Source organism: Agarivorans aestuarii (assembly GCF_019670125.1).
GTDB classification, from domain to species: Bacteria; Pseudomonadota; Gammaproteobacteria; order Enterobacterales; family Celerinatantimonadaceae; genus Agarivorans; species Agarivorans aestuarii.
Window position 1 is genome coordinate 299,605 of record NZ_AP023033.1, and the last position, 20,924, is coordinate 320,528.

At 45.3% G+C, this 20,924-nt stretch carries 17 protein-coding genes and 3 tRNA genes; 14 read left to right on the top strand and 6 right to left on the bottom strand.

Features of this window, described 5'->3' with window-relative positions; genetic code table 11:
• Positions 1–39 precede the first annotated feature (39 nt).
• The gene (locus K5609_RS01395) at positions 40–1,317 is read left to right on the top strand and encodes an NAD(P)/FAD-dependent oxidoreductase (protein WP_221075655.1); all 1,278 of its coding nucleotides are present in this window, start codon (positions 40–42) and stop codon (positions 1,315–1,317) included.
• A 146-nt stretch (positions 1,318–1,463) separates the two neighbouring features.
• Positions 1,464–2,435 (top strand): aldo/keto reductase, encoded by a 972-nt coding sequence (locus K5609_RS01400; protein ID WP_221075656.1) that lies wholly within the window; start codon positions 1,464–1,466, stop codon positions 2,433–2,435.
• A gap of 68 nt (positions 2,436–2,503) precedes the next feature.
• On the opposite strand, the gene K5609_RS01405 is transcribed toward K5609_RS01400, so the two are convergent.
• Positions 2,504–3,829 carry an MATE family efflux transporter gene (locus K5609_RS01405; protein WP_221075657.1) on the bottom strand — a complete coding sequence of 442 codons (1,326 nt, stop codon included), beginning with the start codon at positions 3,827–3,829 and terminating at the stop codon, positions 2,504–2,506.
• A gap of 300 nt (positions 3,830–4,129) precedes the next feature.
• Here K5609_RS01405 and K5609_RS01410 point away from each other — a divergent pair, with 300 nt between their 5' ends.
• The 6 genes from K5609_RS01410 (at position 4,130) to K5609_RS01435 (ending at position 7,429) form a co-directional block, all read left to right on the top strand.
• Positions 4,130–4,648 (top strand): GNAT family N-acetyltransferase, encoded by a 519-nt coding sequence (locus tag K5609_RS01410; protein ID WP_221075658.1) that lies wholly within the window; start codon positions 4,130–4,132, stop codon positions 4,646–4,648.
• Positions 4,630–5,082: a DUF3291 domain-containing protein gene (locus K5609_RS01415; RefSeq protein WP_016399817.1), complete on the top strand. Its 453-nt coding sequence runs from the start codon at positions 4,630–4,632 to the stop codon at positions 5,080–5,082. Before K5609_RS01410 ends, K5609_RS01415 begins: the two co-directional genes overlap by 19 nt.
• A gap of 133 nt (positions 5,083–5,215) precedes the next feature.
• Complete coding sequence (locus tag K5609_RS01420) at positions 5,216–6,754, top strand: glutamate synthase-related protein (RefSeq protein WP_221075659.1); 1,539 nt, start codon at positions 5,216–5,218, stop codon at positions 6,752–6,754.
• A 163-nt stretch (positions 6,755–6,917) separates the two neighbouring features.
• A tRNA-Arg gene (locus tag K5609_RS01425) sits at positions 6,918–6,994 on the top strand.
• 30 nt (positions 6,995–7,024) lie between these two features.
• A tRNA-His gene (locus K5609_RS01430) sits at positions 7,025–7,100 on the top strand.
• Positions 7,101–7,352: 252 nt separating this feature from the next.
• Positions 7,353–7,429: transfer RNA gene (locus K5609_RS01435), tRNA-Pro, on the top strand.
• 218 nt (positions 7,430–7,647) lie between these two features.
• Here K5609_RS01435 and K5609_RS01440 read toward each other — a convergent pair.
• Positions 7,648–7,995 (bottom strand): hypothetical protein, encoded by a 348-nt coding sequence (locus tag K5609_RS01440; RefSeq protein ID WP_221075660.1) that lies wholly within the window; start codon positions 7,993–7,995, stop codon positions 7,648–7,650.
• Between the two features lie 198 nt (positions 7,996–8,193).
• Between K5609_RS01440 and K5609_RS01445 the strand changes: the two genes are divergently transcribed.
• The 4 genes from K5609_RS01445 to K5609_RS01460 all read left to right on the top strand — a co-directional run bounded on the left by K5609_RS01445 (position 8,194) and on the right by K5609_RS01460 (position 12,024).
• A complete protein-coding gene (locus tag K5609_RS01445) occupies positions 8,194–9,060 on the top strand; it encodes a transporter substrate-binding domain-containing protein (RefSeq protein ID WP_221075661.1) in 867 nt (288 codons plus the stop codon).
• A gap of 154 nt (positions 9,061–9,214) precedes the next feature.
• Positions 9,215–10,090, top strand: a complete 876-nt coding sequence (locus K5609_RS01450; RefSeq protein WP_246611928.1) for a substrate-binding periplasmic protein — start codon at positions 9,215–9,217, stop codon at positions 10,088–10,090.
• 259 nt (positions 10,091–10,349) lie between these two features.
• Complete coding sequence (gene galM, locus K5609_RS01455; RefSeq protein WP_221075663.1) at positions 10,350–11,381, top strand: galactose-1-epimerase; 1,032 nt, start codon at positions 10,350–10,352, stop codon at positions 11,379–11,381.
• A gap of 97 nt (positions 11,382–11,478) precedes the next feature.
• A complete protein-coding gene (locus K5609_RS01460; RefSeq protein ID WP_221075664.1) occupies positions 11,479–12,024 on the top strand; it encodes a YSC84-related protein in 546 nt (181 codons plus the stop codon).
• A 95-nt stretch (positions 12,025–12,119) separates the two neighbouring features.
• Here the strand turns inward: K5609_RS01460 and codA are convergent, their stop codons facing one another.
• Genes codA through codB form a run of 3 tightly spaced genes read right to left on the bottom strand, consistent with a single transcriptional unit; the run spans position 12,120 to position 15,840 of the window.
• The gene (codA, locus tag K5609_RS01465) at positions 12,120–13,376 is read right to left on the bottom strand and encodes a cytosine deaminase (RefSeq protein WP_221075665.1); all 1,257 of its coding nucleotides are present in this window, start codon (positions 13,374–13,376) and stop codon (positions 12,120–12,122) included.
• Positions 13,373–14,569, bottom strand: coding sequence for a PucR family transcriptional regulator (locus K5609_RS01470; protein ID WP_221075666.1), 1,197 nt, complete (start codon positions 14,567–14,569; stop codon positions 13,373–13,375). The genes codA and K5609_RS01470 overlap by 4 nt, the downstream gene beginning before the upstream one ends.
• Positions 14,570–14,580: 11 nt before the next feature.
• Positions 14,581–15,840 (bottom strand): cytosine permease, encoded by a 1,260-nt coding sequence (gene codB, locus K5609_RS01475; RefSeq protein ID WP_221075667.1) that lies wholly within the window; start codon positions 15,838–15,840, stop codon positions 14,581–14,583.
• 629 nt (positions 15,841–16,469) lie between these two features.
• On the opposite strand from codB, the gene pulA reads away from it, so the two are divergent.
• Positions 16,470–19,709, top strand: a complete 3,240-nt coding sequence (gene pulA, locus K5609_RS01480) for a pullulanase-type alpha-1,6-glucosidase (RefSeq protein WP_221075668.1) — start codon at positions 16,470–16,472, stop codon at positions 19,707–19,709.
• A 171-nt stretch (positions 19,710–19,880) separates the two neighbouring features.
• Here pulA and K5609_RS01485 read toward each other — a convergent pair whose 3' ends face one another.
• A complete protein-coding gene (locus K5609_RS01485; RefSeq protein WP_221075669.1) occupies positions 19,881–20,060 on the bottom strand; it encodes a hypothetical protein in 180 nt (59 codons plus the stop codon).
• Positions 20,061–20,336: 276 nt separating this feature from the next.
• On the opposite strand from K5609_RS01485, the gene K5609_RS01490 reads away from it, so the two are divergent.
• Positions 20,337–20,924: a DUF1287 domain-containing protein gene (locus tag K5609_RS01490; RefSeq protein WP_221075670.1), complete on the top strand. Its 588-nt coding sequence runs from the start codon at positions 20,337–20,339 to the stop codon at positions 20,922–20,924.

Genomic DNA, 20,924 nt, shown 5'->3' on the forward strand with positions numbered 1-20,924 from the left:
TGCCAACAGCAGATTTGTTTTTATGTTTAAGGTGAGAAAATGAAAGCGCAACATGCAAATTCATATTATGCAGCAAGTGCCAACCTACAGTTGGACTATCCGCAGCTGCAAGGCGAGCATCAAGCTGATGTATGTGTAGTAGGGGCAGGTATAACCGGCGCTAGCACCGCACTAGAGTTAGCCAGCCAAGGTTATAAGGTTATTTTGCTGGAAGGCAGCCGTGTAGGCTGGGGAGCCTCGGGACGAAGTGGCGGGCAAGCGATTTTTGGCTGGGCCAGTGAACAGTCCACCCTAGAGAAATTAGTGGGTAAAGATGATGCAAAAAAACTCTGGGATCTCTCGGTTGAATCGCTAGCTGTTACTAAAGACAACATTCGTAAACACCAAATTGACTGTGATTGGCAAGATGGCCAAATTCACGTTGCTATTAAAGATCGCCATGTTCGCGAGCTAAAAGAATGGCAACAACAACTCAGTGAAGACTACGGCTATGAGCATTTAGAATACTGGTCGCAAGACAAACTCGAAAGCCAGTTGAAAAGCCCACGTTATTTAGGCGGGATGTTTGATTCAAACAGTGGCCACTTACATCCACTTAATTACACCTTAGGCTTGGTAAAGGCTGCCGAAAATGCTGGCGCTAGCATTTATGAAGACAGCAAAGTCATCAAAATTGAACACGGTGCTAAGGTTAAGCTTCATACCGCGCAGGCTAGCGTTAGTTGCCAACATGTAGTGTTGGCTTGTAATGCTTATATGGAAGGATTAAACAGTAAGTTAGAAAGCAAAGTCATGCCGGTGGGTACTTACATTTGTGCCACTAAACCTTTAGGGGAGCAACGTGCCCGTGAGCTAATTGCCAATAACATGGCGGTATGCGACATCAACTTTGTATTGGATTACTACCGTTGCTCTGGCGATCACCGAATGCTGTTTGGTGGCAGAGTGAGTTATTCGGGCATTGAGCCTCGTGATTTAGCCCAAACCATGAAACAGCGTATGGATTGGGTATTTCCACAATTAAGTGATGAACCGGTAGAGTTTGCCTGGGGCGGGAATGTAGGTATTACCATTAACCGTGCGCCTCATTTTGGCCGAATAGCACCCAATGTGTATTTTGCTCAAGGCTTCTCGGGCCATGGCATTGCTGCCACGGGTTTGGCGGGTAAGCTGATGGCGGAATCGATTATGGCTACCTCAGAGCGCTTTGATATATTCGATAAAATTCCTCACATGCCTTTTCCTGGCGGACGTTTATTGCGTACCCCGGCTTTGGTGCTTGCTATGACCTATTATCGAATCCGAGATTTGCTTTAGTACCATCGGCTGGCCTAGCGTCAGCCGCTCTAACCATCTTCTTTCATTCGTACTATAGTTCGTATTTTCTGCCTATAAACCTATTAGCGCTCGCTGATTTATCGTTATACTTGCCTAATATTCGTAAGCATAAAGGTAAGCTCGAAATGGCTGCATCACCGATTAATCAGGTTTTTCCTAAGGCAAGTCGCTTAGTATACGGCTGCATGGGTTTAGGCGGAAACTGGGACAACTCTCCTATAACGCAAGATCACTTAAACCAAGCGCATACTGCTATAGATGCGGCCTTAGAGATAGGCATTAACTATTTTGACCACGCCGACATCTATACCATGGGTAAAGCTGAGCAGGTTTTTGGTCAAGTATTGGCACAGCGTCCAGAGTTGCGTGAGCAAATTATTCTGCAAACCAAAGCGGCCATTCGTTTTGGCGATGAGCAATGGTGTGGTCGCTACGATTGGTCGGCGGATTACATTCGCCAAAGTGTTGAAGATTCGCTGCGCCGCTTACAAAGCGACAGCATTGATGTGATGATGCTGCACCGCCCAGATCCCTTGGCTGAAATGGACGAAGTGGCCGCGGTGCTTAGCGAGCTTAAAGATAGCGGTAAAGTGCAGCACTTTGGCGTATCTAACATGAGTGGAGCACAAATTGCGCATTTACAATCATTACTGAGTTTTCCGCTAGTGGCTAATCAGTTAGAGATGAGTTTGTCGAAACTAGACTGGCTTGATCACAACATTGCAGTAAACGACGAGCAAGCAAAAGGCCACAGTTTTGCGCCTGGTACACTTGAGTACTGCGCGATGAACAAAGTGCAAATTCAAGCCTGGGGAAGTTTATCGCGTGGTTTGTTTAGCGGCGCTGATTTATCTAACGCCAGCCAAGCTCAGCGTGATACCGCACAGCTGGTTCGCCAATATGCCGATCAAAACTCCACTTCGCCAGAGGCCGTTGTACTGGCGTGGTTAATGCGTCATCCGGCTGGTATTCAACCAGTGATTGGCAGTGTGAACCCAGACCGGATTCGTGCTTGTGGCGACGCTACTAAACTGCAGCTTAGCCGTGAACAATGGTATCAGCTGTATGTCACTTCGCGTGGCAAGGCTTTACCTTAAACACTGCATGTTGCAGAAAAAACGCCGAGCTAATGCTCGGCGTTTTTGTTAGCAAATTCCTTAGCCTATTAGGCCGTTTCAACTTTTAACTGTTGTACCAGTTTTAGCAGCCACCAAGTCACCACTGCACTAAGAATTACCGTAGATAACGGCATCACCAACCAAATACCTACTACACCAAAAGCGACCGGCAACAGCAGCATAAATGGCAGTTGAATCGCCATATTGCCCACCGAGATAAAAGTGGCTCGATTGGCACGATTAATTGACTGAAACACCACCGCGCCGGTAAAAATCAAACCGTCCAATGGCATCGCCCAAAGGTGCAGGCGGATCCCGCTTACCGTTGCAGCTAATAGCTCTGGATCATCGCTGTTAAATACCGACACGCTAAATTCGCTAAACAGGTTCATTAGAAATACCGCAGCCACTCCGCTGCCTAAAATAATGCTAAAACCCAAAGCCATTACTTTTAGTACATTGTCGTAGCGTTTAGCGCCAAAGTTATAGGAGATAAGAGGCTGCATGCCATTGGCAAAACCCTCCGCAATAAAGTAATAAATTACGCTTAAATACAGCACAATGGCATAGGCACCGGTTTCGGTAATGCTGCCATAACGTAGGAATAAATAATTGTGCACCAAAGTAATAAAGGCGGTGTACACCGTGGTAAAAAAGCTGCTTAAGCCTAAGTTGCTTATATTAGCTAGATATTTTGGCTTTAAGCAAAAACCGCTAACTTGAAAACTCAAGCTGCTGTAGCGAGAAAAAAAGTAAGCAAAGGCCAACAGCATTACTAAGGCTTGCGCGCCCAAGGTGGCATAGGCTGCACCAGCTAGCTGCCAATCCCACTTAACAATAAACAAATAGTCGAGGCCGATGTTGGCTACAGCACCGATGATCATCAACAGGGTGGCAAAATTGGGGGAGTTGTCGTTTCTAATCAAGATGGGCAGCGCGCAGCTAAACAATACAACCAGTGCTCCGTTTCCTAATATACTCAGATAGCTTTCGGCCATGGATTGAATGTTACCGCTGGCACCTTGCAGGCTTATAGGAGCAGAGCCTAAGCAGGCTAAAATAACACTAAAAAGCACTGCCATTAGTAGCATCAGCAGCAAGGCATGAGTTAATAGGCTTTGGGCTTTTTCAGTTTTTCCCTCGCCAGTAGCAATAGATATTAATGCCCCGCCACCCACACCCACCATTAAACCTAGGCCGGTGACTAAAAATATAATCGGCCAAGCTAAGTTAATCGCCGCTAGCCCTTCTGCGCCGAGAACTTGGCCAATGAAAATGCCATCTACAATCAGATAAATACCGCTTACTATCATTGCCACTACCGAAGGAATGGAATAGCGCCAAAATTGTAAGTTAATGTTTTTACTAAGCATGATTCGCCAACATAAAGGAATAGCAAGGCACAGAGGGTACCGAGTTGCCGTTCCATCATATGTACTTTACTGACGCTGGCAAGAGGGAAAGCTAGCAAATAGGGTCTATGCTTATTGTTTGTGCAAATGCTGCCCGAAGGGTTCGGATAAGCGAACTTTACTCTTTGTTAAGCACTTCTTGCTTAACCCACTAGGCTTCTAAGTGCTCGCCGCGATTAAAGCCCGCTTATCTCGAACAAAATTTCAACACCAAAGATCAACAGACCCTAGTTCAAGCTGTGGTTTTTACGAGGAAAATAAGTGGATTCACAGGTAACTATCCGCCCCGCCAAAATAGAGGACGCCGCAGCCATTAGTGAACTGTTAAGATATTTATCGCGCCGTTATTTAGTCGGCGATTTTTCCGAGCAGGGCGCAAAGCGTTTATTAAAAGCCATGAACAAAGCGGCTATTAGTTCTTACATTAATCAAGGTTTTTGCTATCACTTAGCCGAGCAGCAGAATAACGGCGATGCCCAGCTGCTGGGCGTGGTCGCAACCAGAGATAACAGCCACCTTTACCATCTATTTGTTGCCGAACCTGCTCAGGGTAAAGGCTTGGCCAGTCGCTTATGGCAACATGCTAGAGCAGCCTGTTTAGCCAATGGTAATCAGGGAGAGTTCACGGTAAATGCATCACTGGGTGCTAAAGCAATGTATCAGGCTTGGGGCTTTGTTGCCGAGCAAGAACAGCGCAATACCAAGGGCATTATCGATGTGCCGATGCGCCTAATACTTAATGAGCAAACTAAGGAGACAAAATGCAACTCGCACAGCTAAATATTGCCACTGCCAAAGACGATCTAGATTCACCCCTGCTCAAAGATTTTGTCGATAATTTAGATCCCATTAATGCCATTGCTGATGCGAGCGAGGGCTTTATTTGGCGGCTTAAAGATGACACCGGCAATGCCACCGATGTTCAAGCCTTTGATAACCCAAGGATGATTGTCAACCTGTCGGTATGGCAGTCCTTAGCTAGTCTGCAGCACTTTATGTTTAAAACCCATCACATCGACATTATGAAACGCCGGGCAGAGTGGTTTGATAAATCGCCGTTGGCCACTTACGTATTGTGGTGGGTGGAAGATGGCCATGTTCCCAGCACCGCTGAAGCACTGGAGCGTTTAGAATTATTAAGGCAGCACGGAGATACTGCCCAAGCCTTTAGTTTCAAAAAAACATTTAGCGCAGAAGATGCCTTACAGCGCTAATCTAAGGTCTGTTGTTAATAGCCTTTGCCACCTTTTGCTACTCGGGCTTTGTTGCTCCCCTTTGGATAGAAAGCGTCTAAGCTAAGTAAATGCAGGGCGAGTATGCCCCGCCATTTTTGCGCAAGGAGAGGGTATGACTAAAGCGATTATTGCCGATAACAAACCCAAGAAGGTGAGTTTAACTAAGGGAGACCAATACTACTTTTGCAGCTGTGGTCGTTCTAAATCCCAACCCTTTTGTGATGGTAGCCATGCAGGTACCGGCCTTAGCCCCAAGGCTTTTACCGCAGAAGAAAGTGGTGATGCTTATTTATGTGCGTGTAAATCCACCGCGAATAGCCCGTTTTGTGATGGTAGCCATAAACAGTTTAGCGCCGAGCAGATTGGCCAGGCGGCACCACAGCCCAAGGCCAAAGATGCCGCACCGCAGGCCAAGCCTACAACTGAAGAACCCACCGTTACCTTTATTCATCAACTGGCGCGTGAAGGTTTGTCTCAGCTTGGTCACCATGGGGCAATGACCTCAATGGGAGTGCCTAGGCATCTTCTGCCACATTGGGATGATATCCAAGTGATGGTGGCGCAAATGGCGAGAAAACCCTTGATGGAAGATCAGCCAGTGGCCACCGAATTGATTATTGGCCCAGAAGCTAAAAAACCGCTGCAACTGAAAATTCCTCTGTTTGTTTCTGATATGAGTTTTGGCGCTTTATCGGAAGAAGCGAAAACCGCATTAGCTAAAGGCGCTGAGCTGGTCGGAACAGGGATTTGTTCTGGTGAAGGCGGCATGTTGGCTGAAGAGCAGCAGCAAAATTCCCGTTACTTTTATGAGTTAGCCAGCGCAAAATTTGGTTATCAAGAATCACTGCTTACTCAAGTTCAAGCTTTTCACTTTAAAGGAGGGCAAGGTGCAAAAACCGGTACCGGAGGGCATTTACCAGGCAATAAAAACCATGGCAAAATTTCTTTAGTTCGCGGCATAGCTGAAGGACAACCTGCAATCTCCCCGCCCACCTTTGCCGATTTACACAGCAGCAAAGACTTTAAACACTTTGCCGATAGGGTGCGTGAAATAACTGGCGGCATTCCTATTGGCTTTAAGTTAAGTGCCAACCATATCGAGCGAGATATTCAGTTTGCCTTAGATAGCAGCGCTGACTACATCATATTAGATGGGCGTGGTGGCGGTACTGGTGCGGCACCAGTAATATTTAGGGACCATATTAGTGTGCCTACCATTCCGGCCTTAGCCAGAGCGCGACGCTATCTTGATCAACAAGGTGCCAGTGGCAGCGTAAGTTTGATAATAACTGGCGGTTTACGCCTACCTATGGACTTTGTCAAAGCCATGGCTTTGGGGGCCGATGGCGTTGCGGTATCTAATAGTGCCTTGCAAGCCATAGGTTGCGTGGCAGCGCGGATCTGTAATACCAATAACTGCCCGGCAGGGATTGCGACCCAAAATGCCGATTTACGCCAGCGTTTAAATGTGGACAAGTCGGCCCAGCAACTGGCTAATTTCTTTGACGCTTCGGTAGCGCTAATGCAGGTTATGGCGCGAGCATGTGGGCATCATCATCTTAATCAATTCACTAAAGACGACTTGGCAACTTGGCATAGAGAAATGGCGCATTTAAGTGGCATTGCTTACGGAGGCTTTAGCGCAGTGTAGTGTTGTTTTATTGGCTATTTAAGCAGCTATTTGTTGCTTAAGTAGCCTTGAAATTAAGGGCTTTTTCTAGGCTTGCTGGAAAAGCCAGCAATTACCAGTTTTTTTATAAAATGTCTTTACAGGGCGGAGCGAAAACCCTAATATACGCCTCCGCCAGCATTGAGCACCCGTAGCTCAGCTGGATAGAGCGTCGCCCTCCGGAGGCGAAGGTCACAGGTTCGACTCCTGTCGGGTGCGCCATTGCTTCGGAAACGCTCGAAATACTCAGTGGTGGGTATAGCTCAGTTGGTAGAGCCCCGGATTGTGATTCCGGTTGTCGTGGGTTCAAATCCCATTACTCACCCCATTATTTAGATGCAACGAGTTTCGTTGTTATCGCAATAGTTTGGTTATTGCTAAGAGCTTGCTCTAAAATAACTAAGACGATAAACGCAGCTTGGTAGCGCATCGTCGCGAAGCTCATAAAGAGTGGGAGCAGAGGGTTTAGCCCGCTGAAGTATCAAGAAAATCGGTGATTAGCGCAGCTTGGTAGCGCATCGTCGCGAAGCTCATAAAGAGTGGGAGCAGAGGGTTTAGCTCTCTGAATTATCAAGAAAATCGGTGATTAGCGCAGCTTGGTAGCGCATCTGGTTTGGGACCAGAGGGTCGGGAGTTCGAATCTCTCATCACCGACCACATTCTAAAAAGCCTGCTCATTGAGCAGGCTTTTTGCTTTCTGCAGGTTGGCGTTAACCAAGAAAGCGGGAGTTTGCCTTTCGACCTTGGCTCATCACCGACCACATTTAGAAAGCCCCGTCAGTAATGACGGGGCTTTTTTTTACTTGGTAGTTAAGAACTCGGAGTTCGCCTTTTAACTTTGGCTTTAGTTCATCATCACCTAACTATCGAAAACGTTATTTCCCGTAGGCATCTGCAGTGACTAATACACAGCGTTTAGCGTAGCCAAATCCCCATTGGGTAACGTCACCAATACTAAGATCGCTTAGCATTAGGGTGGAGTCTTGAGATTGCTTTGCTTGCTCTAAAGCGAGCGCAGTTGATGGGCTTTGCTTTAATGGAAATAGATATAAAGCATAAGTTTGGCAGTGTTCGCCACTTGCGGGGCCAATATATTTTAAACTGCTAGCATCCCCTTGATAGAAGCTGCGCTCGGCATAGGACCCATGGTCCCCAGTAGAGCAAGCAGTGAGTAAAACCATGCTTAAAATGATTACGCTATTGTTGAATAATGAATGCCGCAAAGCCAATCCTTGTTGTTGAAGCTAAGCCAAGTATAAACCTTAGTGATAGTCATATGATACATCGCCAGCTTCTCTGGCAAGTAGAGAGAGTTTTGACTAATTAATTGTTGAGTACTTAGGCAATAATTGACAGAAAGGCTATTGTCACTTGCTGATATTTTGTACACTAAGCAGTAAATGAGTACAGCTTGAGCAACAATGAAACATCTATTTCTCGTTGTTTTTACCAGTCTATCGCTCTGTTCGATATCTATTGCCGCTGAGCTAAGCCCCCAGCTGGTGCGCCATATTGCGCCGCAAGGCGAAAAAGACTTACGAAATCTCTATTTTATCGATTTACTCGACTTGGTCTTATCTAAAACTGAGCAGGAGCTTGGGCCGTTTCGTCTTGAGAGTAATAAAGCCAAAATGAGCCAAAATCGCTCCTTGCTGCAGCTGCAAAATAACGACGGTATTGATGTGGTGTGGACAATGAGCACCGCAGAGCGAGAAGAGGCCTTATTGCCCATACGGATCCCACTGTTAAAAGGGCTGCTTGGACAGCGCTTATTGATGATTCGCCAACAAGATATTGGTCGTTTTGCCAAGGTGGAATCTCTTCAAGACTTACAGGCCTTTAGTGCAGGCCAAGGCAGCGGCTGGCCAGACAACAAAATACTGCGTGCTAACAATATTGGTGTAATTGAAGGCATGAATTACGAAGGTTTGTTTGGCATGTTACAACGTCAGCGCTTTGATTATTTCCCGCGTGGAATTAACGAGATCTTTGATGAGTTAGAGCAGCATAAAAGTGAAAACTTTGTGGCCGAGCCGCACTTAGTAATTAGTTATCGTGCGCCTATCTATTATTTTGTAAGCAAGCAAAACCGCGAGTTAGCAGCGCGTATTGAACAAGGTTTATGGATCGCCTTTAGCGATGGCAGCTTTGATGCACTGTTTTCTCGCTATCAATACGACAATCTAGTTAACGAGCTAAGATCTCGCACGGTGATTAAACTAAATAACCCCTATTTACACGCTAGCACCCCTAGCGAACAAAGCCCGCTTTGGCTTAAGTTTAACTAGCCCACTTGTTATCCCGTTTATTGTTCAATCGCGCTTAGCATCAGCTGGGTGTTGGAAGTTTTACATGCTTTGATATTTTATTGATCTAGTCATTTGTTATTAAGTAAATCCATTACATACAATTAACTTGATAAGTTAATTGTGAACAATGCCAATGCCGCGTCGCTGTTTAATGCTGTTAGTGATTTTTACCATCGTTACTGGGGCCAATGCGGCGAACCTAGTGGTGAGACACGTTCAGCCAGAAAGCGACAAAGATCAGCGACATCAATACTTTATTGAGCTGTTAGAGTTAGCCTTAAGCAAAACAGAAGCGAGCCACGGTTCTTATACCACTCAAACTTGCGCTGTTAGGATGATGCAAGACCGAGCCTTACAGCAAGTTCAGCGCAAGCGTTGTATCGATATTGTTTGGACAATGACCAGCCTTGAGCGTGAGTCAAAACTGCTGGCTGTACGGATTCCTTTATTGAAGGGCTTATTAGGCCAGCGGGTATTGATGATCCGCCGAGAAGACCTACGTCGATTTAAGGACATTCAACAGCTTAGTGAATTGGGCCAGATGCGCGCTGGGCAAGGTATGGGCTGGCCAGATATTGAGATTCTAGAATACAACCGCTTGCCAGTGATTGAAGGTAAAACCTATGAAGGTTTGTTTGGCATGTTAAAGCGCGGCCGTTTTGATTATTTCCCTCGAGGTATTAGCGAAATAGGCGCGGAATTAAAACAGCATAAGCGGGATGATTTTGTTGCAGAGCCAAGAATATTACTCAGTTATCCCGCACCCATTTATTACTTTGTAAACCCAGAAAACACCGCCTTAGCAGAGCGTTTAGAGCAAGGTTTAAGGTTAGCCATTGATGATGGCAGTTTCGACGCACTATTTAAAAAGTTTAATTACCACAAATTGGCAGATTTAATGGAAAATCGCTTGGTGTTTAAACTACGCAACCCGTCTTTACATCCAAAGACGCCGATCGATGAAGATAAACTTTGGGTGCTCCCTAACCTTGTTAAAAACTTGCGGTAAGCGCATGTATTTAGCTGTTTAGTTAATTCAAACAGCAATATTGGTTGTGAAAACATTGTCATTTCGCCTAGTATGAAAGGTGACGAGGTTCACTTTTTTGTTGTTAAGGCTATTACGTTTTTTGCGTCTTATGTTGAACTGTGGACTGCATCAAAAATCTTCCGTTAAGCTAGGCTAGTATCGCCTTATTTAGCGGGTTGCAGAGGTTTTCCACCTTTTTGTTACTCTCATTGTATTGAATTAGTTTTAGGAGTTTTTCATGCCTTTCGCACAGCAAGATAAAAAATTGCAAACGTTTACCCTTAGGAATGCTAAGGGGAGTGAGGCCACCGTATTAGCATGGGGAGCCACCCTAGCTAGTTTAAAAATAAAACTTAGTAGCGGTGAGTTACGTGAAGTGGTTCTGGGTTGTGACAGCTTTGAAGATTACCTAAAACAAGACGCTTACTTAGGCGCTACAGTGGGGCGCTATGCTAACCGCATCAAGCAAGCGCGCTTTGAGTACCAAGGGCAAGTTTATGCCTTAAGTGCCAATCAAGATGAGCACCAATTACATGGCGCCAATGATTTTAGCCACCGCGATTGGCTAGGCGAGCAGCTGGCAGACAACAAAGTTCGTTTTACTATTAGCTCAGCCGATGGAGAGTGTGGATTTCCTGGTAATATGCAAGTGCAGCTTGATTACACCTTAGATGAAGATAATCAGTTAGTACTGGATTACTCAGCTACTGTAGATAAAGCCTGTCCGGTAAATCTCACCGACCATAGTTATTTTAATTTGAATGCCGCTAGCTCAACGGTATTACAGCACCACTTATACATTGCAGCAGATCATTACTTACCAGTAGCAGCAGATGGTATTCCGATTGATGGCTTAAAACCTGTAGAAGGAACTGGTTTTGATTTTAGGCAAGCCAAGCGGATTGCTAAAGATCTTAAGAAAGATCCCGATCAGCAGCTAGTGGGCGGATACGATCATAGTTACTTGCTGCAAGAGCAGGTAGTGAGTGATGGCAAGCCAGTAGCCCGTATTATTGCCGATGACGCGTCGTTAGCAATGGAAGTGTATACCAATAAACCTGCGATCCAGCTTTATACTGGTAACTTCCTAACCGGTAATCCGGGGCACAATGGCGAAGTGTATCAAGCTCATAGTGGCGTTGCTTTAGAAACCCAATTCTTGCCAGACTCTCCCAACCGCCCAGATTGGCCACACCAAAGCTGTTGGTTAAAGCCAGGCGAACGTTATCAATATCAAACCTGTTATCGCCTGTATCAACCCACGGCATAAATTTTCCAATATTGAAGTTTTTGTAGGCAGCGTACCGATTTTCACATACATCGTGTATGCTGCTTGCACCATACTCCAAATCTAGGGATGTTTATTTATGAAGAAATGGTTGGCACTGTGCGTTGGTGTGCTTGTATTAAGTTTTCAAGCCGTCGCAGACGATTATCAAGCTACGATTCAGCAGTTCAAGAAATCTGATCGAACTACCCCATTTTTTAACAATGCTTATGGCTATGCGGTGTTTCCTACCATTGGTAAGGGTGGCATTGGCATTGGTGGCGCTTATGGTGAGGGTAAAGTCTACCGAGGCGGAGCAACAACAGGCAGTGTGAATATGGGCCAAGTTACCCTTGGTTTCCAGCTTGGTGGCCAAGCGTTTAGCCAAATCATTTTCCTTCAAGATAAACGCGCTTATGATGAGTTTACTGGCGGTAGTTTCGAGTTTGGCGCTCAAGCTAGCGCAGTGGCACTAACCGTTGGTGCATCTGCTCAAGCTGGTACATCTGGCGCCGGAGCAGCAGCAGGCGAAACCCAATCTAAAGCCCACTATGTAAGCGGCTATGCGGTATTCACCTTAGCTAAAGGTGGTTTAATGTATGAAGCCAGTATTGGCGGACAGAAGTTTAACTTTACTGCCGAATAAACATATAGCTATAGTTATCCAAAAACGGACCTACTAGGTCCGTTTTTTGTAAGCTATTAAGCACCTTCTAGCCGATTACTTGTCGTTTACTCAGCCTAAAAGGAACAGCGTTTAATTAGCTTAGCTGGTTGACGCTGAATCAGTATTTCGCCATTTCGTACCGATAACAATACTTCGCCTTGGCGTTGAATCACCGATAAATCGTCTTCTCCTTCTAGCAAAATAAAGTTTGCAGGTTTGCCTACCTCAATACCGTATTCAGCTTCTACTTGTAAGGTTTTAGCGCCATTGTCGGTAATAAGATCTAAGGCTTTAGATAGCTCTTTATAGCCCATCATGTGGCAGATGTGTAAGCCAGCGTCTAATACTCGTAGCAGTTTACCGTTGCCTAAGGTATACCAAGGGTCTTGAATAGAATCTTGGGCAAAGCAGACATTCATGCCGGCTTCGCATAGCTCTTTCACTCGAGTTACGCCGCGTCGTTTAGGGTAAGTATCAAAGCGGCCTTGTAAGTGAATGCTCTCGGTAGGGCAAGAGACAAAGTTTATTTTAGATTTTTTGAGTAGCCTAAATAATTTAGAACAATAGGCGTTGTTGTAAGAATGCATCGCGGTAGTGTGGCTGGCAGTAACGCGCTCGCCCATATCAAGCTCTAAGGCTGCGGCGGCTAGCACCTCCAAAAAACGCGATGCTTCGTCGTCTATTTCGTCGCAGTGCACATCTACCAATAGATCATGTTGTTTAGCGAGCTCCACCACCCAGCGCATCGACTCTACTCCATATTCGCGGGTAAATTCGAAATGGGGAATTCCGCCTATTACATCTGCTCCCTCTTCAATGGCTTGCTCCATTAAGGTTTTGCCATTGGGAAAAGACCAGATCCCTTCTTGGGGAAAGGCAACAATTTGTAAATTAATTGCAGAAGACAGCTTAGGTTTTAGCTTGGCAATGGTTTTAAGCGCGGTGAGTTGTGGATCGGTCACATCCACATGGGTACGAATGTACTGCACCCCATTTTCAACCAACAGTTGCACGGTTTTTAACACGCGTTGCTCGATGTCTTCGGGGGTGAGCAGCGGTTTACGTTCGCTCCAGCGCTCAATCCCTTCAAATAAGGTTCCGCTCATGTTCCAAGAGGGCTGTCCGGCAGTGAGCACTGCGTCTAAGTGAATATGCGGCTCAACAAAAGGAGCAGACAATAAATTACCGGCGGCATCTATCGCTTCTTCATATTCTGACAAGTTAGCTGATAAAGCTGCTGTTTGCGGAGTGATGTGAGTAATTAGCCCTTGGGCAACAGATAGACTAAACAGCTCTGTTTGCCCTCTTAAACGTGCGTTAATAATTTTCATGATAATCCTTGAACAGAATGTTGTTGCCGCTGGATTGTTATTGGCTCCATCAGCAGGGCATTTTGTAATTCTAGACGTTGCTGCGCTTGTTCTAGGTCACAACCAGTGAGTGTTTGTACCTTGGCGAGACGATTACTGAGCGTATTTCGGTGAATATTTAGCTCTTTGGCGGTTTGTCTTAAGCTGGCTAAATTGTCAAAGTAGCAGCGCAGAGTATGCTTAAGGGTGATTAAGCTTGGTTCTTGGCAATGGAATAAGGGCCCAAGTTTGTCGCAGCAAAAGTTCAGTAAAATTTGCGGATCCTCAATGGCGGCAAATACTCGGCTCACCCCTAAATCTAAGTAGTGCACAATGGCGGAATGATGGCTTTGTAATTGGCTAAACTCTGCAGCTTGTCTAGCCTGCAAAGCGGCATTGGCCAACTGGTTTAACCCTTGTGGGCTAACACTCACACCCAAATTGTATTTAAGCTTTAGTTGCATTAAATACTGATTAAGTTGCTGCCAAAGGCTACGCTGTTGCTCTAAAGAGTCTTGGGCTTGAATGGGCAACAATAAATACCAGCCGTGATGATCTTCAATTAGCGGGTAGGGGCTTCGCATGCGATTTAGCCACTGGCGAAGTTGAAATACCCAAACATTTAAGTCACTTGCATCGCTAACTTGTGGTTGTAGCTGGGCAATACTAATGGCCGCATCAAAGTTTAAGCCTAATTCTTTGGCGCGGTGTCGAGACAACAACGACAGTTGGTTGGGGCTATTAATCACATGGCTAATAAAATGCTGTAGCGAGTGGCTAGATAGGTTGTCTTGAATTAAGGCCTTACAAATTAGCTCGGTAACTTTAACCATAGGCAAGCTGTAAGGCTGCTCTAGTACAGCAAATTGATGTTGGTTGGCGTAGCTAATCACGCACTCGGGAATGGTGTCGATAAACTCTGAGTGGGTCAGAATAACCATGCCTGCCGCCGACTTTTCTAAAGCTTCATCTATAAGTTGATAATACTCTTGTTCACTTCGTTGCAAATTAATGCCGGTAACAAAGACAAGTTCACCACCGGTTAACCAAGGTGCTAGCTCTTTGTTCTCGGCTAAGTATGGCCAGCGAATAGCTTGTTGAGAAGCTTCCCCGGTAAGCAAGTTAATGCTCTCTAAACCGGGGATTAGGGGAATATCTTTAGCGCGAATAGCCAAGCACTACCTCCTTAACTGGCCGTTTGTTTGGCTAAGGGCTGAGCCGAGCTAATGTGCAGCAATACACCATAGAAACTGGCCGACACAACAATCCCAACTAACGGCGCTATCCAAGGGGAATAGTAAGCTGCAGCCGAACCAACCGCGTATGCGGCTAAACCACATTTATCGAAACTAGGCAGCTCAATTTGCTCTAATGCTGGTGGGTTCCCACGATGTTTAAACCAAAAATCAGCCATGATGATGGCGCCAATGGGTGGAATAAAGGTACCCAAAAGGATTAAAAATGGGATAAGCAGGTTATACATGCCAAATACTGCTAGCAGGGTGCCGATGGCGGCACCTACTAGAGTAATTAGACGGCGCTTGTCGGTTCTCATCAAGTTACAGCCGGCGGCGGCAAAGTTATAAATAGTGTTGTCTTGGGTTGTCCAGATGTTGGCAAATAACATCAGAATGGCAACCAGAATAAAGCCTTGGCTTACCAGTACGTCTACGATGTCGGCTTGTTGGTAAACCATCGCGCCGAAAGCACCGACAAATACCATTAAGCCATTGCCAATAAAGAAAGCTAACAAAGTAGTGATAACCGCTATGCGGCCAGACTTAGCAAAACGACTCCAATTGGTTGCTTGGGTTCCGCCGCTCACAAAGGTACCAAATACCAAAGTAATTGCCGCAGAGAATGCCATGGTATCGCTTGGTGCAATGCTGCTCAGCTGGGTGAAGCCGCCAATATCAATACTGCCTTGGTAAATCGACAGGCCGATAAATGCCAACATGGCGGGAACAGATATTTTAGAAAGAATTTCTAAGGCTTTGTAGCCAATAAACGCGGTAATACAAAAGCCAAAACCAAATAGCACCATTAAAGGTGTTGCGTAGCTTTCGGGTAAGTTGAGCAGCTTAAGCAGAATAATTGCTATAGTGGCGGTACCCCAGGCGTACCAGCCTATCTGGGTAAAACCTAAGATAATGTCAGACAGCTTGCTACCATGCTCTCCAAAACAGTATCGCCCTAGCAACACCGAGTTTAAGCCGGTTTTGTATGCTACATAAGCCAGCCCAGCGGCATAGCTACCTAATAGCAAATTACCTATTAGTATAATCCACAGCAACTCGGTGAAACTAAAAGAGGTGCCGAGTGTGCCACCTGCCCACATGGTGGAAGTGAAGAAAGTAAACCCTAAAAGTACAAAAGCGGTAGACCAAAAACCTTTACGGGCGTCTTGTGGAACCGCCGAGAGTGGAAAATCGTTAGTTTGGCTCATTGTTTTAACTCCATCTATTGGTGACAACAATCGCTATATTGGTGGTCACGCTAGTTATTCCATCGTGTTAAGCGTTCCAAAAGCTGTGCCAAATATGCTCTTCTTTTGGCTTGAGTTTTGTTGTGCAAATGGGTGATTTTTGTTCTGCACGAAATGTACCGTTTGCACATAAAGTTGCTGCGAGTAGGGCTGGAGAAATTTGTTTCAAAAAAGGCTGCAATTAAACGCACTACTATGGCGCGTATCTGATGGTTTTTGGGGCGTAACAGACCCTAGTTTAGTGCTGTTTCTGTTAGCACTTGCTCAATGAGCGGTTAGCCCCTTTTTAAGCACTAATTCTGATTACTGGTGCTTTTCTTTTTTAAGCCAGTGCTTGCAAACTACCTCTCAAAATCCTTAAAGGTCTGAAATCACACTTTTTATGGTTTTATTATCTAAGTTGGTTTTATTTTTTAGAATAATATAGTGACAAAGGCTGGCAAATTAGAAACTGCTTGGTTGATATTTGAGCGCTTAAACCTGAGCTAGGCATATCTCACAGTTTTGGTTGATTTAGGTGTATAGGCTGAAAAATGAAAGTTTCAAAGCATTAAACACTATAAAAATAAAACTAATGAGGTTATCTCGGAATGGAATTATCCAAAGTTGCAAAGTTAACTTTGCCAGTGCTGGCTGCGGTTTCGTTGGCTGCCTGTAATAGCAGCAGTAATAATGACAACGGTGATCAAAACGGTCTTGTAGACCTAAAAGACGGTCAAATTGCCGTTTATTACCGTTTAGACGATGCTAAAGCAAGCAATCAGTCTTTAGAGGAATACTACCAAGGTTGGACTATTCACGGCTGGAACGATGCCAGTTGTAATGGTTGGAGTGATGGCAGTGACGGTGACGCTACAGGTGGTTGGGATGCTGGCATGGCATACACCGGCATTAACGAGACTTACGGCGCTTACTGGGTGATTGACGCTTATCATGCCGGTGAGTGTATCAATATGATCCCGCGTAATTTAGAACAGGGTGGCCAAACTGGTGACCTACGCTTCTACTACACTGACTACAAACATGGCTTGATAAAGGCGGGCGATGACAACGTGTATGTAGATACCGATTACACCGAGGTAAACCAACCTCCAGTTGGCATTGTTGGCGCAAGTGCGCATTGGGTGCGTGATAATCTCATTCTATGGGATGCAAATGGTAGCCAGTTTAAACTGTACCATTCTGCCAATGCCGGCATTTCGGTAAATGTCGAAGATAAAACAATAGAGGGTGGCGAAGCCCTAGAATTAAACATTACCGAGATGCCAGCAGAGGTTAAAGCTCAATTCCCTCATTTGGCGCATTTACAAGCTTACGAATTAAATGCAGAACAAGCTGCCGAGGTGATAAAAGGTCAGCTAGTGGCTGCGGCGTATAATCAAGATGAAGAGGTGGTTGCTGCTACCTTGTTGCAAATTCCTGGGGCGCTAGATGACCTGTATTGGGAAAATGCTAAAGATGAGCCGCTGGGTGCAGTGATTCAAGACGGCTTAACAACTTTCCGTCTTTGGGCGCCAACGGCTAAAGATGTAAATCTGGCCTTGTACGATGAAGACTTAAGCGCACACGCCGATCAAGGCTTTGTGGCTATGGAGTTTGATCCTGCAACGGGTATTTGGTCTAGCGATGCGATGCCTAATATGGTGGATGTTTTTTACCGCTACCAAGTTGAGGTATACCATCCAAATAGCCAGCGTATTGAAACGCTAATGGTGACCGACCCTTACTCACTAAGTTTATCGGCTAATAGCACCCATTCGCAGGTCGTTGATTTACAAAATGACAGTGAATTGTTCCCAAGTGGTTGGGACAGCATTGTTCCGCCAACCATTGACTCTCCTACCGATTACGTATTGTACGAAACGCAGGTACGAGATTTTAGTTTTGCCGATGAAGATGGTAACCCAGAATATACCGGTAAGTACTTAGCCTTTACCGATGAAGAACGCGCCAGTTACAAGCATTTAATGCAGTTACGTGACCGCGGCTTAAACAATGTGCACCTGTTACCAGTGTTTGATATTGCTACGGTTGATGAAGTCAATCGTGTAGACATTGATGGCACCATTGGTGAACTGTGTGAGCTAAATGCCAATGCTGGTGTGTGTGAAGACGGCACCGATAAGTCGGCGGTGATTGAAGATGTGCTGCAAGCTTATGTTGATGAAAATCCTGCCACTGAAAAAGTACAGGCTTTAGTGAATGATTTACGCCAGTACGATAGCTTTAACTGGGGTTACGACCCGTTCCACTTTAATGTGCCAGAAGGCAGCTATGCTACTGATGCACATGGTAAACAGCGTATTCTAGAGTTCCGCCAAATGGTGAAGCATTTACATCAGCAAGATATGCGAGTGATTATGGATGTGGTGTATAACCATACCCATGGTTCTGGCCCTAGCAACGATAAGTCGGTATTGGATAAAATTGTACCGGGATACTACCAACGCTTAGCTATTGATACCGGTGTAGTGGAAAACTCAACCTGTTGTGACAACACCGCTACCGAACACAAAATGATGGGTAAACTGATGGTTGACTCGTTAATTGTGTGGGCGCGTGATTACCAAATTGATGGCTTTCGTTTTGACTTAATGGGTCACCAACCAAAAGACTTAATGATCGAAGCGCTAGAAGAAGTGCAAAAAGTATCGCCAGATAATTACTTTTACGGCGAAGGCTGGACCTTTGGTGAAGTGCAAGATGACGCTCGTTTTGTTCAAGCAAACCAGCTAAACATGGCGGGCACTGGGATAGGTACCTTCTCTGACCGTTTACGTGATGGTATTCGTGGTGGTAGCCCATTTGATGATGGTGATCAGCTACGTAAGCAGCAAGGTTTTGCCAATGCGGTTTTAGCCAATGAACTCAATGCCGATACGCCTGACAGCACTTACAACGAAACTTGGATGTACAACGCCGACCTTATTCGTGTAGGTATGGCGGGTAACTTGGCCGATTTCCAATTTGTTGACCGTAATGGCGATCGCATTAAAGGTAGTGAATTGCTTTATGGTGGTGATGAACAACCAGCAGGCTACACCGAAAGTGCCCAAGAGAATATTTCTTACGTATCTAAGCACGATAACCAAACTCTGTGGGACATTAATCAGTACAAATTGGCTGAAGAGTTAACGCCAGAGCAACGTGCACGTATGCAAACCGTTGCCTTGTCTACGGTGATGACAGGTCAAGGTATACCGTTTATCCACATGGGCTCTGAGTTGTTACGTTCTAAGTCAATGGAGCGTGATAGCTACGACTCGGGTGATTGGTACAACCGTGTTGATTTCACCGCCCAAGATAACAACTGGAACAAGGGTTTGCCGATGAAACACATCGATGGTGCAAACTATGATGTGATTAAGAAAATCATTGCTAACCCTGAAACTCAAGCCGAGCCGCAACATATTGAAGATGCCAAATTACGCTTCTTTGATTTGATGGAAATGCGCACCAGCTCTGCATTGTTCCGCATGAATGCTAAGCAAGACATTATGGCGCGTATCGACTTCCACAATACCGGGGTAGACCAAATACCGGGTGTGATTGTGCAATCAATCGACAATGGTATTCATTCAGGTGCTGACCTAGACAGTAACTATGATGCGATTGTGGTGATGGTGAACGCAACAGCAGAAACCCAACAAATTAGCATTAACAATGCACAGGGTTTTGAGTTGCACCCTGTACAGCAACGCTCAAATGATCTTGTGGTGAAAGATGCTGAGTTTGTAGATGGACAATTCGAAGTACCAGCCATGACTACAGCGGTATTCGTTCAGCCTCGTCAAGCTGAACGAGGAAATGGTTTGCCAGTTAAAGGTTAAGCTAAAATGTGCTGCAGCCGATACTGCAGCGCTAATCAACGGCTACCTTTGGGTAGCCGCTTGTTTAGTTCAACTTTGTAGAGCGGATAACCGTTTGATGTTTGCTTGTTGGTTTTGCGATAAGCAACAATTAATCACGCCGTACCTTGCTCACACCAAGGTGGAGTGAAGTTAATACTGAGAGAGTAGCTCGACTAATTCGTTCTCGGTAGTAGGAATGCTTTGCAGCTCGATGCCCGCCGGCGAGCCACCTTTTAGCATGTAGGCGTTAGTGCTGCAGTGGTCATAGTGAAACCATTGGCCGTCTATGCATACGTTGGTATAACAACGTGGATCTTGCTTTAATTCCATCTAAATACCCATAGTCTATTTATTAACACAGCTTTAACATAACCCTAGCCAGCAAAAATAAAATATGATCTACATCAATTGAAGTTTACAGCTACCTCCATAGTATTAGAGATTATTGCTCGTTTAGTGAGCTTGATCGAACGATGCACTGTAAGGGCGCAGGAGAAATTCACTTAAAAGTCGCTTCTATTATTGTTTGTTTTGTTATTAATTGATGAGTAAGTAGGTATGATTAGCTTACTTGGGTGAACAGCTAACAAAGGAAAATTAGCCAGTATGTTTAAGTGGCTTATATCGCTGATAGCACTTCTATCATTACCTGTTATGGGCACTACCTTGGCGCAACAGTTGGTTGATGCCGCCTTGGTGCGAACTGAGCATATAGTCATCTACAATGGTGCATATTTTGCTCTGGATTACCCAAACGGCGATGTGCCCGAGCACTTTGGCGTATGCACTGATGTATTGATTCGCACTTACCGGAAGCTTGGCATTGATTTACAGGTTCTAGTGCATGAAGACATGCAGCAGCATTTTGCGCTTTATCCGTCTAAACGTATTTGGGGCTTAAACCGTACCGACCGCAATATAGATCACCGTCGAGTGCCTAATCTTCAGGTGTTTCTTACCCGCCACGGTGAATCGTTAGCTGTAAGTAATAGCGCTAGCAGCTATTTGCCGGGTGATATTGTGACTTGGATGCTCCCCGGTAATCTGCCCCATATCGGTATTGTGAGTGACCAATACACTGCAGCTGACGTTCCCAAAATTGTTCATAACATTGGCCTAGGGCCGCAACTAAACGACATGCTGTTTAATTACAAAATAACCGGCCATTACCGTTATTTACCGGCGAGTGATTAA